Raw genomic sequence first — 14,113 nt, forward strand, 5'->3', positions numbered from 1 at the left:
TGTATCCCGTCAATATGATCTTTGGTTATTGGCCGCATGTGTGTTGATCCTGCGCACGCTCCACTCTACGGCGTCTCGCATGGTCTTTCCCAAGGCCACATCAAAGGCTTTCACAAGATCAGGCGTTGCGTCGCTGGCAGAGTTGACAACTTCCCGAAACGAACTGGACGCAATAATCTTGTCTTCGAATTCATCGATGATCTTGATGTTCATTCGGACTTCGACGCGAATGGTTTTTGTTCCCTCAACATCACTTACAACAAGGCCCTGAAATTCGCGCAGGTCTGGAACAATAACGTAGTCGGCGCGCAGGCCCACAGTAGACCGGCCAACGGCAGCTACTTTGTTGCTGTTTTCATAGCTTTCGACCAGCAGCGCCTGAACGATAAGCGGCGCACGGTCGACCCACCTGGCGCGTGGCAGATATTGTACTTGCAACGGGGTCGGCTGAATGGCGATCTGGTCTGTATTTACGGCCGCCGTTGCCGTGGGTTCTTGCACCACGATCTGTTTTTGGACGCGGGGCAAGGAAGACGAAAAAGTGCTTTTGGGCGTCAAAAGATAAAGGTCGTTTGGTTTGGATGCCTGTCTAAGCGTACCCAACCCGGTGCAGGCACCCAGCGACATCAGCGCCAGCACCAAAAAGAACAGCCTGATCATTGGCGAAACTCCGAAGCTTGGGTTCCCAGTAAGAAGCGTGCCGGGTCACGTTCGACTTTGTCCACCAGCCGATCTAGGCTGATTACCAGTCGTTGGGACTCTTCTACGAAACGTGTGAATTGCGGCAGGCCGACGCGGAGGAAGTCGGACAATTGCCTCCGGTTGTTCTGGACGATGCCATCAATTGTGCCTAGCAACTCGGATGCCGATCGCGATGCATTGAGGATATCGGCCGAAATATCGTCCAGCTTGCTCGTAACATTAGTCACCGTTGAGGCGACCTGATTGGCCGCATTTCGGATATCGTCCATGACTGCGCCGACATCTTTGTTGATCACTTCGTTGGCCGAGTCAAAGGCACGTTCCGCGGATGCCAAAGTGGTGTTTGCCGTTTCCATCGTGGCCGTGATCGAACCAAGTGTCTTGTTTGCGTTTACGAAAGTCTCAGTCGCGGTCGCCAAAGCGACACTACCTTCGTCGGATAAGCCCGTCAGGCGTTCGGCCAGTGTCGAAGCCCGATCAATAAAGGGTTTCAGGTCGTTCTGGATGATTTGATCGGCCGTTTCGATTGTGCCCTTTGCGCTATCCAATGCCTCGGTTGCAGACTCTGAGGCGGTTTTTACGCTATTGAGCGTATCCGTCCCAGTTGTCAGGGTGGTTTCGGCCGTGTCCGCCAGTTTATCAAGCCGCGTTGTAAAGTTTCCAAGCTGCTTGGCCGCCCCTCCAAGATCAGTGGACAGGTTTTCAAAATCCGTCAGGGTTTTGTCCAGCCGACCAGACGCAGACGCCAGATTGTCCAAAATATTGCTGACGGACTGTCGGTTCTTGTCGTCAACGACTGCGTTCAGGTTTTCAAGCAGGGTAACCGCCTCATCCAGAACTTTCGGGGCGCCCTCGAACAATGATTGAATCGCGCTGCGTTTGCTTTTGATCACGCTGTTCTCGGCCAAACGCTTGTCACCGCTTTTGCCACCTGTCAGTTCAACATAACTGACGCCAGTTACGCCCAGAGATTGCAACTGTGCGATTGTGTCTTCCGTAACGGGGATGTCGGCATCCACCTCAAGCTTCACGCGTACTTTTGACGGATCATCATCATCCAGGTTCAGCGAAATCACCTGCCCGACGGGCAAGCCGTTGAAGCTTACACCGCCAGCGGCAGAAAGGCCGGAGACGTTGTCGAACAAGACATCATAATATGCGTATTGGCGTGAAACTTCGAATTTCGCGAGCCACAGGAAAAACCCGAAGGCACCAAGGATGCCCGCGATAGTGAACGCGCCGATCAGGATGTAGTTTGCCCGGGTTTCCATAGCCTTTACCTGTCCTGCCCCTTCTCTTGCGCCGCGCGAGCCCGGGGGCCGGTGAAATACTCTTGAACCCAAGGATGGTCGACTTTGGTCATTTCTTCAATCGGACCTTCAACCAGAACGCGTTTTTCTGCGAGAACTGCGACCCTGTCGCAAATGGCGTAAAGACTATCGAGGTCATGCGTGACCATAAAGACGGTCAAGCCCAAAGCATGCTGTAGCTCACCAATCAGTTCGTCATATGCAGCGGCCCCGATCGGGTCGAGGCCGGCGGTCGGTTCGTCCAGAAAGACGATCTCGGGGTCCAATGCCAAGGCGCGGGCAAGAGCGGCGCGTTTGCGCATCCCGCCGGACAATTCAGATGGCAACTTGCCACAACTGAGCGGCGGCAAGCCGACGAGGCTGATCTTCAGGTTACCCAGTGCGCACATCAGGCTTTCGCTCAACCCTGTATGTTCGCGCAGCGGTGCCATCACATTCTGCAGAACCGTCAGAGACGAAAACAGCGCCCCGTCCTGAAAGGCAACGCCCCAGCGCCGTTCGATCCGACGACGTTCCTGTTCTGGGCCGTTCAACACATCGACACCTAGCACTTCGATGCTGCCCGCCGCAGGTCTGTTCAGCCCCACAATCGTGCGCAGCAGGACTGACTTGCCCGTTCCGGATCCTCCGACAATGCCCAAAACTTCACCACGCCAAACATCCAGATTCAGGTTTTGGTGCACAACTTGTGGACCAAACTGGTTTGTAAGATTGCGAACGCGGATAACAGCCTCGCGCTGTGCGTCCGCTTTGGATGTTTGCTCTAGCGTTGTGCCGTCCACTTCAGACCTCCATCACAGAGAAGAAGATCGAGAACAGGGCATCCAACGCGATCACCAGGAAAATGGACTGAACGACCGAAGCGGTGGTTCTTTGCCCAACAGACTGGGCTGACCCTTTGACCTGCATTGCCTGCCAGCACGCGATAACGCCGATGACCAAAGCGAAGAAGGGGGCTTTGATCATTCCAATGGCGAATTGCCAAATACCGGTGTTTTCCTTCAGACGTGTAATGAACATGCCGGGGCTGACGTTCAGGTCAATCCAACTCATCAATCCGCCGCCGATCAGAGCGGAAATATCTGCGATGAAGCCGAGGATCGGTAGCATGATCAACAGGGCGACGACCCGTGGGATTACCAAAACCTCGATAGGGTCCAAGCCCAATGTGCGCATTGCATCGATCTCTTCCTGAACCTTCATTGAACCGATCGAGGCCGTAAAGGCCGAGCCTGAACGACCCGCGACAATGATCGCGGTCAGCAAGATACCCAACTCACGCAGAACAGAGATCGAGATCAGTTCGACCACGAAAATCTCGGCACCAAATTGCTTTAGCTGGGTCGCACCCTGAAAAGCCAGCACAACACCGATCAGGAAACCCATAAGTGCAACGATCGGAATGGCCTTGAAGCCGGTCTCTTCCATCTGTGAAACCAGCGCCGCTTTGCGAAGACGGTGCGGCATCAGAATTGTACGGATAAGGCGATGCAGCGTCAAACCCAGGAAGCCCAGCAGGGATAGCATGTCTTTTCCGGCCTGGGCGGTGCGTTCCCCGACGCTTGCAACCCAGTCGGTAAAACTACGTTTTTCAGTTGCCACACCGGGGTCGTCGGGAATGTTTTCCGCCACGGTCTCTAAAAGCGCGGAATGGGCGGGCTTTAACCCTTCATAACGTACGGTAGCGCCACTTGCCTTTGCGCGGCGCGCAACATCGGCAATCAGCCATGCGCCACCGGTATCCAGTGCACCGACTTCCGAAAGATCGACGGTCAGCGTGTCACTACCCGCGCGAAACCCTTCAAACACCTTTTCAACCGTGTCCAGGGATTGGGTCAGCAGATCACCCGAAACCCGCAGGTAAACGCCGTTGGCGTCACGGTCCGACTGTATCACTGGCTGCGTCATGTGCGTATGTGATGGCAAAGGACTTTGACCTGCAACGGGTTTTTGCGAGCTGGCATGTATTTCTTACCGCTCAATTGCGTCGAGGTGACATACACCCACACAAAAGAGTTGGTTGAATGGCATTGGCGCTCCACGGGGCTTGCTGCTGCAAGACCGTTTCAATTTTCTGTTTCGTTTCCGCTGGTAGGGCGCCCAAAGGGAAAATCCGGAGGGTCGTGACTCAGGTGTTGCCGGGCTTTGCGAACCAAGACAGAGTTCATTCTGGCAACTGCGATGTGGAATCAGGGAGAGCGAAATGGGGCACGCCAAAAATGTTCTGTTTATCATCATAGACCAGTTGCGCGCCGATTGCCTGAACGGCGCTTTGGCGGCCCATGTTGATCTGCCGAACTTGCGGTCTTTCATGGCCGAGGCCGTTACGTTTGAACGGCATTTTTCGGTGACCAATCCCTGCGGCCCATCGAGGGTGTCAATCCTGACTGGGCAATATGCGATGAACCACCGATCAGTTCGCAATGGAACCCCGTTGCGGCACGATACCCCGAACGTCGCCACCGAAATGCGTAAGGCGGGCTATCTGCCGATGCTGTTTGGGTACACAGATACATCTGCAGATCCGCGTGTGCATGATCACAACGATCCGATCCTGAAATCCTACGAACACCCAATGGCGGGGTTTCACGAGGTTCTCGAAATGCGGCTGGAAGAGTCCTACCCGTGGCGCGGCCACCTGATGCAGAAAGGCTATGAATTCGCGGATTATTGGGACGTCCACAAACCGGTCGCACCGGAGGGATGCCATCCCCAGTTGAACGACCCGGCGATGTACCGGGCTGAAGACAGCGACACAGCTTTCCTGACGGATGTGTTTCTCAACGGCATGGCGCCTTTTGTCGGCCAAAACTGGTTTGCGCATCTGACCTATATCCGACCACACCCACCCTTGGTGGCGCCTGCACCCTACAACGACATGTACGACCCATCGACATTGCCCCGGCCGGAAGGGTTTGCCGATCCGTCGGAAGAACGAGCGATGCACCCGTTTTTTGGCCCGACAATCGACAATACGGCTGCCGGAGACTTTGTTCTGGGCTTTGACGGGGTTGAGCCAACGCTGGAAAACATCCAAACGCTGCGCGCCGTTTATCTGGGCCTTGCGACCGAGGTTGATCATCATGTCGGGCGCGTCGTCCAATTTCTGAAGGATAGCGGTCAATACGACGACACGTTGCTTGTCATCACTGCGGATCATGGAGAAATGCTGGGTGACAGACACAGCTGGGGCAAAATGTCGGTGTTTGATGCAGCCTATAAAACACCATTGATGATCCGGGACCCGAACAATCAATCGCGGGCCGGATCAGTGATTTCCGTACCGACGGAATCCGTCGACATAACTCCGACGATATTGGATTGGATTGGTCAGACGATCCCGAATTCAATGGATGGCCGGTCGTTACTGCCACTGATGCAAGGACATACCCCTGACGATTGGCGCAGATATTCCTTTAGCGAGTTGGATTTTGCCGAACCTGAGCAACCCACGATCTGGCAGCAGGTTTTGGGTACGGGTAATAGCGATTCATGTCTGGGCATCCTGAGGGATGAGCGTTTCACTCTAGTTGAGTTTGCAGCAGATCTTCCGCCCATTCTGTTCGATAATCAGAATGGTGGAGAGTTGCGGAACTTAGCAAAAGATCCCGAATATACGGCGGTTTTGACGCGCCTAACCCGGCAAATGTTGCGTCATCGCATGCAAAATATGGATCATACACTGTCTTTGAATTCCATTACTGCGGATGGCCCCAAGACCCAACCCAGGTATTGAAAGCAAAACTCTTGCGGCGCGTTGTTCCAATCTGTCGCGCTCTTGCCCTCTACACCTGTTGCAGATCCAGTGTTACGCATGTGTCGCGGGGAGGATGGGTTTGGAAATATCCGAGCAACAGATAAAGTCTATGACGACAGCTGGTCTGAACCTGATCGGCCAGGCCCTGTCGATCTATGACAGCCAGCTTCGGCTGGTGGTCAGCAATCGCCCGTTTCAAACGATGTTTGATTTGCCCGACCATCTTGTTCAGCCCGGCGCACTATTCAGCGACACAATCCGATACCTCGCATCCAATGGTGAGTATGGATACGTCGATGACGTCGAAGAGGCCGTGGATCTGCGTGTCAATCAGGCTTTGACATTCGAATCTCATTATATCGAACGTATTCGTGCGAACGGTCAGGTTATTTCGGTCGAGGGTGCCCCCCTACCCAAGGGCGGGTGGGTCGCGGTCTATACTGACATTACCAATACAAAACAGGCTGAAGCCCTGCTGCGTGCCCGATCTGAGGAACTTTCTGGCCAGTTGCTCGATCGTGCTGAAGAACTGTCAGCAACGAACAGAAAACTGGCGGCAACCAATTCGGCGCTGGAAGAAGCTAAGCGCCAGTTGACCGAGATTGAAGCGCGCACTCGTATGACGACCGAAATGATGCCGGCCCATATTGCGCATTTAGATGCCGATGGCCGCTATGATTACTCCAACCGGCGGCTCAACTCGGTCATGCCCGGTCGCCCGTCCGAGATTTTGGGCATGCATATTTCTCGAGCGTTGGGCAATGCTGCCTTTACTCGCGTCGAGACGCATTTGCAAAAGGCCTACGCCGGCGAGACCTCTGTTTTTGAGTTTACCGAAGACCAGGATTCCAGACGAATTCGCGTATCTTTTACGCCTGATGGCGAGGGTGGCGTTTACATCATGTCCGTCGACATCACCGAAGAGACACAGGCTCGCGTCGCGCTGCAGCAAACCCGTCGTCGCGCGATGGCTGCACAGATGACAAGCGGGTTGGCGCATGATTTCTCGAACCTATTGACCATTATCCTGGGCATGCAGTCTCGACTGGAAAAAATGGATTTGTCGGAAGAGGCCTTAGAACTGATCGACGCGACCAAGCAGACAGCTCGCAGGGGCGGACAATTGCTGAATCGCATTGCCGATATGACTGGCAACCGGACACCTCAGCCAAAAGCGACAGACATGCGCGGGTTGCTGGAAGATCTGCGCATTCTGGCCTCTCCGTCTTTGCCGCGTGGGGTCGGCCTGTCGGTGGTGAATACGTTGCCGGACAAAGCTCTTATGCTGGATCCCGGAATGGTTCAGGACGCCTTGCTGAACCTCGTTTTGAATGCGCGTGACGCTTGTGGCGAAACTGGTCAGATCACAATCAGCGCCCATACTGTTGGGGGAATTTGGACTGAAATCACCGTGTCAGACACTGGTCCCGGGTTTTCGAAAGACGCATTGCGTAAGGCCTTGAACCCGTTTTTTACAACCAAAGGCGATAAAGGCTCGGGTCTTGGTCTGCCGATGGTCTACGACACAGTTAAGCTGGCCGGGGGCGATCTGAGCCTGCGTAATACTCCGTCAGGTGCATCGGTCATTTTGCGCATGCCGTACCGCGCGGCCCCTCCGGTACAAGAAGGGTTGGTATTGTTGGTTGAAGACAGCGATGAACTGCGCAGCCAGTTTCGGGACATGTTGGTCGACATCGGGTTCGCGGTGATCGAGGCGACCTCTTATGACGAGGCCGTTGCCCTGGCAAAAGATGTTAAAGACATTGCTTTGGTGCTGTCCGATATACGTCTTGAAGGGCATGGGACGGGATTGGACCTTTTGGCCACGTTAGAGCCTGATTTGCCCCGCATCCTTATGACATCGTTACCCTATTCCGATCCGTTGCATCGCGAGGCGTTGAAACGCGCGCCGGTGCTACGTAAACCTTTCACTCGGGCGCAGCTGTCGGCCCTGATCCGAGACGAGGCAGCCTGATGACCCAGCCATTAGTTACTATTGTCGATGATGAGCCCGAAATTCGGCGCATTCTCACCGACGCACTTGAAGAGGCTGGTTTCCGAACCCAGAGTTTTGCGCGTGCGCGGGAATTTGAGGCCTCGCTCAAACGGGTCACGCCTGATGTGTGTCTGGTTGATTTGTCCTTGCCCGACACGGACGGGCTTGCGTTGGTACACCGACTGGCGCTGGAGCAAGGAGCTGCGGTCATCATTATCTCTGGTCGCGCGCAGGTGCAGGATCGAGTTACAGGTTTGGAATTGGGGGCGGACGACTATATCACTAAGCCGTTCGACCCGGCCGAAGTCGTGGCGCGCATTCGTGCGAGGTTGCGATCCCCCAGGGTGCAGACAACACAATCTGACGTCGCGCGTTTCAATGGCTGGACGGCCTACTTTGACCGTTACATCCTGGAAGACGACTCCGGTGCCGAAACCCCGTTCAGCCATGCAGAGGGAGAAGTCTTGAGGTTGTTTCTGGAAAGTCCCAAACGCTTGATCAGCCGCGCTCAGATGCAGGAAGCGCTGGGCGGCGCTGCCGGGGACAGCTTTGATCGCGCGATGGATGTCAGAATCTCCCGGTTGCGAACCAAATTGGGGGAAGACCCCAAAAACCCTCGCTTGATCAAGACTATATATGGTGCCGGATATATTTTTTTGGGCGATGTTGAATGGTAGCTTTTGGCCAAAACGACGTCCGGCTGCGCAAAAATCTGCGGCATCGATTCAGCATTTTCCTCTGCGCTGGATTATTCACGAAGTGCGCGATCCTTGATCTTTATCACCGGTTGCAAAATGTAATCCAGAACCGTTTTTTTGCCGGATAAAATATCAACCTCCGCAATCATCCCGGGAATGATCTCGACTGCCACGCCACTTGCGTCCAGGATCGCGTGGCGTGTTTGAATTTCGATGACAAACACCTCTTCGTTATTGCGTTCCGGTCTCGTGATTGTGTTTGCGCCTATGCGGGTAATCTCTCCGTCCAACGCGCCATAACGCGCAAAGTCATAGGCGGTAATTTTTACCTTAACAGGCTGACCTGCGTGCAAAAAAGCAATGTCTTCGGGGCGAACATAGGCCTCGACCAGAAGCCTATCATCCAGTGGAACAATCTCGATCAGCTCTTCGCCGCTACGGGCCAAACCGCCAATCGTGGTACGGTGAACGCGATTAACGACTCCGCGTGCCGGCGATTTTATCTGTGCTCGGTCGGCGCGGTCTTGCAGCGCCGGTAGAGACGGTCGAAGTGCTACGAGTTCCGCCGTTGTTACAGCAAGGTCGGTCAGGGCTGCGCTCCGGAACCTGCTATGTGCGGCTTGAATACGATCGTCGATTTCTTCGAGGCCGGTTTTCAACCTGTTGGTTGCCGCCACCGCACGGACTTTGCGACCTTCCCATTCGGCGGCGCTGCGGCGCAGCGACAAAAGGGTCGTTGTGGGTTCCATCTGCTTTTTCACCAAAGGAGTCATTATCGTGCGTTCTTCGGCCAGAATTTCGAGTGTCGCTTCAGCCGTAACCTGGTCTGCCAATCCTTCCTCATACTCGCGATGGCGCTGTTCTCGTTGCCGCTCCAGAATGGCGATTTCAGCAGCCAGTTCCGTCTGGCGACCTTGATACAAAGCGGTTTCGGACCTCACAACTTCTGGAGCCCCATTGGTGAGCTTTTTTGAAAATGTAAGCTGGGTGCGGTCAATCTCTGCCTGCAATCGTTGAGCACGTGCCATCAAACCGAAGGCTCTCTGTTGTTCCTGACTTAACTGGCTGTTGATCTGCGTTGTGTCGAACTCCATCAGAAGCGTTCCTTTGTCGACGACCATTCCTTCTGAGACGTACAAGGATTGCAAAACGCCAGGTTCGGTTGCTTCAATCAATTGAACGTCCGCTGACGGCACAATCCGGCCATCTACGCGCGTCACGTCGTCCAGTTCCGTTACATATGCCCAAAAACCAGCGGACACGAGACAGGTAAAGATAACAACCAACAAGAGAGACTCCCCCAGCGGAGATCTGCCCCGCATTTCTCTCGCCATTTTCGCCAGGTCAGGATGCCGCGACATTCAGGTGTCTCCCTGTCATACGCGCACGTTGGGTCAGCATGCTCTTCGGGCCATCGGCACCGACCCGGCCGCGTTCGATCACAATGACCCTGTCAACCAGATCAAGCAGGCTGGTGCGGTGCGTGACGATTACCATTGTAGAATTTTTTGTTTCCTGTTTCAGACGCTTGATGACCTCGGCTTCGGTTTTTACGTCCATTGCACTGGTCGGTTCATCAAACAGCATGACCGGTGGCTGTCCAATCAGCGCTCGGGCAAGGGCAATAGCTTGACGCTGGCCGCCCGATATTCCCTCGCCACGTTCAGCCAGTTGCTGGTCATAACCGTTGGGGCAGTGCGCGACGAAATCTTCAACCCCGGCTACTTGACCGGCCCTGATCAAATCCTGATCCCTGGGCCGGATCGCGCCACTGGCAATGTTGTCGCGAATTGAGCCAGAAAACAGCCAAACATCCTGCAAGACCGAACCAATATTGCGACGTAAATCGCTGGGGTCGATTTGTCGGATATCGACCCCATCCAGCATAACCGAACCCGCCTTCGGTTCGAACAGTCCCAACATCAGACGCGCGATGGTGCTTTTACCGGATCCGATCGCGCCCAAAATTGCGACTTTTTCACCTTGTTCTATGTCGAATGAGACCCCTGAAAGGGCATCCTCGACTTGGTCCGGATAGGCAAAATGCACGTCCTTGAATGAAATTCGGCCGTCCACGTGCGGTCGGCTGACCCAATTGCGCCCTTCGGGCCGCTCATTTTCCGCCTGCATCAAAGCGTTCAGATTTCGATACGCGCTGCGCGCCTGATTCACGCGTGTGAGTGTCTGGGCAAGTTGTCCAAGCGGCGCTAGTGCCCGTCCAGTCAGCATCACGGACGCAATAAGCGCGCCCATACTTGCCTGACCTTCTGTGATCAGAAAAACACCATAGAAAACAATCAGAACCTGCGCCGCCTGTTGCGTGAAACCCGTCAGATTTAATGCGAATTGAGTAACTGTTCGGCTGCGGATTCCATGTGTGGATTGTCGCTCAATTGCATCTTCCCATCGCGCACGCATTTGTCTGGCGGCAGCAGTTGTTTTGATGGTCTCAAGACCGGAAACTGTTTCGACAAGAACGGATTGTTTTGACTGCCCGTCCGCAAAACTCTTTTCAGCCAACCGCGATAGCATTGGTTGAACCGCCAATCCCGCAAACAAAACAATCGGTACGGCGAGGGCAGGTATCAGCGCCAATGGTCCTCCAACGAGGTGGATGACCAAAATGAAAACGGCAATGAAAGGCAGGTCCACAAGAGCGACCAAAGTCGCCGAGGTAAAGAACTCGCGCAGTGTTTCAAACTCGCGGATCGTGCTGGCCATAGCGCCGGTCGAACCAGTCCGGGATTTCATTTTGATGTTCAGAACCTGATCAAAAACGCGTCGGCCCATGAACATATCGGCCTTTTGCCCGGCCCGATCTATGAACCCGGCGCGCAAGAGTTTGAGGATGAAATCGAAAACGAGGGCAAGCCCGACTCCTGCGGTCAATGCGATAAGGGATTCCGTTGCTTCATTCGGAAGAACCCTGTCATAGACGACCATTATAAAAACTGAGGTGGAAAGGCCCAGCAAATTAGCAACCGCAGCGGCAAGCGCCACTTGCGCATAAGACCAGCGGTTTGCCAGCATGGCCGACCAAAACCAATGCCCGGAAGCAGTCTTGTTTCGGTTAGACGTTTCCTTAATGTGGTTGCGCCGAAACAAAAATGCGTATCCGGTGTAGCATTTCCCTATTGCGTCTTCTTCCACCTCTCCGATGCCCTCACCTATCGTGGGGTCAAAAATCAGAAGAAGACCGTTCGAGCTGCGCCCGTGAAACACAACTGCTTTGTCGTTCTCCAGAAGCAATATCGCGGGAACCAGAGTGTCGTCGAAATGCGCTAGCTTTCGTGAACCAAACCCTGCCTGCAACCCAGCATTATGGGCCACTTCAATGACGTCCCGCTCGGTCAGGTGGCCTGCTGCGCCGGATTGCCCCGCGTGAAGAGCCGCGATTGTGAGCGAGCGATCAAGATGCGAAGCCACATGCAGCAGGCAGGTTTCCAATTGGGAAAGCTCTTGTGCAACTGCCGAGGAATTCAATTCGGCCATAATTCTCCACCCAAGTTTTTAATTGAAATGCCGAGGTAGTCTAAAATGTCTCCGGTCAGGCTGAGAGCGGCATAGTTCGTGAGGAAAAAGCTCTGTTCTGCCAAAATCAGTCTTTGCTGTGCGTTCACATAATCTCGTTGCGCGTCCAGAATTTCGACCAAGGTGCGTCGACCGATGGTGAATTGCGCACGCGCAGCCTCGACGCTTTCGGCGTTGGCTTGGACAGCCAAACGAGCCGCTTGTAAGCGAACCGCGCCAGCGCTCTGATCTGATCGGATGAACTCCAACTCGCGGCGAATTTCCCTTATTAAGGTTTCGCGGGCAAACTCTGCTTCTCTAACCTGGGCCTGGGCCGCAGCAATGGCGGCCCGACGTTGACCAGTGCTGTCCAATTCGTAGTTTACGGAAAAATCGACACCGAAATTTGCGTTGTTGCTGTCATTGCGATCTGCAAAGGCCGCGATTTCCACACCTGGCTGTCGGCGCGCAATCGCTGCGCTATGCTCGGCCTGTGCGACCACCAAAGCAGCATTCGCGCGGCGCACCTGCGGGCTGTCCAAAACGATTTGCGAGTCGGACCTGGCCAGTTTGGGCGCCGCAACCGGGGTGGCAAGAGTACCCGGAGGCCGCCCAAAGACTTCTTGGTACTGGGCCTCGGCTCTGTCTACCCACGCCTTTGCATCGGCAAGCTGAGTGCGAGCGTCCGCCATGCGCGAACGCGCGGTCAATACGTCGGCGCTTGACCCCACACCTTGCGCAGTGCGTTCTGTGATCTGGCGCACGATCTCTTCGTGCACCTTTACGTTGCGGTCTGAAATCTCCAGAACTTTGCGCCGATCAAGAACAACGACATATGCTTCGATCGCAGCAAGGGTCAGTGCCGCCGCGGTTTGCAGCTGACCGCCCTGGCTTTCGAGTACGCGGGCCTGAGCAGCAGCAAGCTCTCCGGATGCGGCGCCGCCGTCATAAACGAGTTGCGAAACCCGCAAATACGGCGTGAAGTCTGCAATATCGGAATTTATGCGCTGTGATCGCGCATTTATGCCCGATGAAACGCGTGGAAGGAAAGCGCCTTTGGCGGCGGTTTCGTTGGCGTCCGCAACCTTTAGCCGAGTCGCGCTTTGCGCGAGGTTTGGGTTTGTTTCGACGGCCGCGCGAACCCGCTGACCAAATTCGCTTTGGGCCAGGCGCGGGACAGGAGGCTGGGCGCCAACCCCAACAGAGCCCGCAGAAAGAGATACCTTTACGTCGGTGAGGTCAGGTGGAGGCGCACACGCAGCCATCAAGAGAATGAACTGGCACGCAAGGTATTTTAGGCCATGGTTGCAGCTACGCAGGCGCATGTTCACACCTCACCAATCACGAAAAGCTCTTCATTCCGCGCGTCTGCCATGGCGTAGAGGAAATGCGAAATTTCTGAATTTTCGGTATATTGGCTCGTGGGTTTTGGCCGCCCCAGCCGCTCTTGCACCCTAGACAGCCAGGCAATGTGCGAAAGTGAAACCTGATGAGCGTGCAGAAGTTGAATTGCCCCGACATCGAACAGTGCATGTTTCTCTGCCTGCGAAAGAGTATTCATGCGCCTGGTATCCAGGCTCAGATACCCGGTCGACAGTGCAACGTTTTCGTAGCCTGCCATGGGTTTCAATAAATCCAGTCCCTGAATAACGTCGCACAAGGACCGAGTTTCTATAACCGCGGCTTCTCGTGCGCTGATAAACCTGAGGACGTTTGAAAGCTCAGCCGTCAACTCCCCAGCATCAGTAAAGAACGGTTCATCTTCCGAGGAATCGGTCACCAGTCCGGAAGATTCGTCGACCAGCAATTGCGGACTGCACTCGGGTTGAATTGGCCAACCCGCCTGAAATGGTGGGCACCGCAATGCAGATGGAACATAGGCGGCCAACCATTGGCCGTCGTTGGATACGAAAGGGGTTAGCGAATCTGCTTTCAGTGAAAGCAGTGCTACGGGTTCAATGCTGCCCTCATTATTGCGAAACACTATTGGAAAAGCGGCCGCAACGAGCAGAGTTTCCTTCTCGACAATAGGGCAAGCGTGCTGAGTTTCGGCGAAGTGATAGGATGAAAAACGCTTCCAATGTCGGTCGCCGTGTCGCGCATATGTGACTGGAAACAGGCCGTTCTCTGCCATGTTTGA

The 14,113-nt window shown here is 54.7% G+C and carries 11 protein-coding genes; 3 read left to right on the plus strand and 8 right to left on the minus strand.

All coding sequences use genetic code 11. The features are described from left to right. Positions 1-9: 9 nt before the first annotated feature. The 4 genes from GOW92_RS07605 to GOW92_RS07620 are packed head-to-tail and all read right to left on the minus strand — an operon-like array spanning position 10 to position 3,920. Positions 10-660: an ABC-type transport auxiliary lipoprotein family protein gene (locus tag GOW92_RS07605; RefSeq protein ID WP_170559508.1), complete on the minus strand. Its 651-nt coding sequence runs from the start codon at positions 658-660 to the stop codon at positions 10-12. Continuing rightward, positions 657-1,973 carry an MlaD family protein gene (locus GOW92_RS07610; protein WP_170559510.1) on the minus strand — a complete coding sequence of 439 codons (1,317 nt, stop codon included), beginning with the start codon at positions 1,971-1,973 and terminating at the stop codon, positions 657-659. Before GOW92_RS07610 ends, GOW92_RS07605 begins: the two co-directional genes overlap by 4 nt. A 5-nt stretch (positions 1,974-1,978) precedes the next feature. Continuing rightward, positions 1,979-2,794, minus strand: coding sequence for an ABC transporter ATP-binding protein (locus tag GOW92_RS07615; protein ID WP_170559512.1), 816 nt, complete (start codon positions 2,792-2,794; stop codon positions 1,979-1,981). A 1-nt stretch (position 2,795) separates the two neighbouring features. After that, on the minus strand, positions 2,796-3,920 hold the full coding sequence (locus GOW92_RS07620; RefSeq protein WP_170559514.1) for an ABC transporter permease: 1,125 nt from the start codon (positions 3,918-3,920) through the stop codon (positions 2,796-2,798). A 295-nt stretch (positions 3,921-4,215) separates the two neighbouring features. On the opposite strand from GOW92_RS07620, the gene GOW92_RS07625 reads away from it, so the two are divergent. From GOW92_RS07625 to GOW92_RS07635, 3 genes are all read left to right on the plus strand, one after another. Next, positions 4,216-5,748 (plus strand): sulfatase-like hydrolase/transferase, encoded by a 1,533-nt coding sequence (locus GOW92_RS07625; RefSeq protein WP_170559516.1) that lies wholly within the window; start codon positions 4,216-4,218, stop codon positions 5,746-5,748. 130 nt (positions 5,749-5,878) lie between these two features. Continuing rightward, a complete protein-coding gene (locus GOW92_RS07630) occupies positions 5,879-7,744 on the plus strand; it encodes a hybrid sensor histidine kinase/response regulator (protein ID WP_254452951.1) in 1,866 nt (621 codons plus the stop codon). Continuing rightward, on the plus strand, positions 7,744-8,442 hold the full coding sequence (locus GOW92_RS07635; protein ID WP_170559520.1) for a response regulator transcription factor: 699 nt from the start codon (positions 7,744-7,746) through the stop codon (positions 8,440-8,442). The genes GOW92_RS07630 and GOW92_RS07635 overlap by 1 nt, the downstream gene beginning before the upstream one ends. Before the next feature lie 71 nt (positions 8,443-8,513). Here GOW92_RS07635 and GOW92_RS07640 read toward each other — a convergent pair whose 3' ends face one another. From GOW92_RS07640 to GOW92_RS07655, 4 genes are read right to left on the minus strand one after another with little or no spacing between them, the layout of a single operon-like run. Continuing rightward, positions 8,514-9,785, minus strand: a complete 1,272-nt coding sequence (locus tag GOW92_RS07640; RefSeq protein WP_254452952.1) for an HlyD family type I secretion periplasmic adaptor subunit — start codon at positions 9,783-9,785, stop codon at positions 8,514-8,516. A 22-nt stretch (positions 9,786-9,807) separates the two neighbouring features. Next, complete coding sequence (locus GOW92_RS07645; RefSeq protein ID WP_170559524.1) at positions 9,808-11,955, minus strand: type I secretion system permease/ATPase; 2,148 nt, start codon at positions 11,953-11,955, stop codon at positions 9,808-9,810. Next, complete coding sequence (locus GOW92_RS07650; RefSeq protein ID WP_170559526.1) at positions 11,943-13,298, minus strand: TolC family protein; 1,356 nt, start codon at positions 13,296-13,298, stop codon at positions 11,943-11,945. The genes GOW92_RS07645 and GOW92_RS07650 overlap by 13 nt, the downstream gene beginning before the upstream one ends. Positions 13,299-13,300: 2 nt before the next feature. Beyond that, complete coding sequence (locus GOW92_RS07655; protein WP_170559528.1) at positions 13,301-14,107, minus strand: SapC family protein; 807 nt, start codon at positions 14,105-14,107, stop codon at positions 13,301-13,303. Positions 14,108-14,113 lie beyond the last annotated feature (6 nt).

The organism is Ruegeria atlantica (assembly GCF_013032505.1).
Lineage (GTDB): Bacteria > Pseudomonadota > Alphaproteobacteria > Rhodobacterales > Rhodobacteraceae > Ruegeria > Ruegeria atlantica_F.

Coding starts and splice junctions, on each gene's coding strand:
- GOW92_RS07605 (WP_170559508.1), bottom strand. CDS start 660: ATGATCAGGCTGTTCTTTTTGGTGCTGGCGCTGATGTCGCTGGGTGCC.
- GOW92_RS07610 (WP_170559510.1), bottom strand. CDS start 1,973: ATGGAAACCCGGGCAAACTACATCCTGATCGGCGCGTTCACTATCGCG.
- GOW92_RS07645 (WP_170559524.1), bottom strand. CDS start 11,955: ATGGCCGAATTGAATTCCTCGGCAGTTGCACAAGAGCTTTCCCAATTG.
- GOW92_RS07650 (WP_170559526.1), bottom strand. CDS start 13,298: ATGCGCCTGCGTAGCTGCAACCATGGCCTAAAATACCTTGCGTGCCAG.
- GOW92_RS07620 (WP_170559514.1), bottom strand. CDS start 3,920: ATGACGCAGCCAGTGATACAGTCGGACCGTGACGCCAACGGCGTTTAC.
- GOW92_RS07635 (WP_170559520.1), top strand. CDS start 7,744: ATGACCCAGCCATTAGTTACTATTGTCGATGATGAGCCCGAAATTCGG.
- GOW92_RS07630 (WP_254452951.1), top strand. CDS start 5,879: ATGACGACAGCTGGTCTGAACCTGATCGGCCAGGCCCTGTCGATCTAT.
- GOW92_RS07640 (WP_254452952.1), bottom strand. CDS start 9,785: ATGCGGGGCAGATCTCCGCTGGGGGAGTCTCTCTTGTTGGTTGTTATC.
- GOW92_RS07625 (WP_170559516.1), top strand. CDS start 4,216: ATGGGGCACGCCAAAAATGTTCTGTTTATCATCATAGACCAGTTGCGC.
- GOW92_RS07655 (WP_170559528.1), bottom strand. CDS start 14,107: ATGGCAGAGAACGGCCTGTTTCCAGTCACATATGCGCGACACGGCGAC.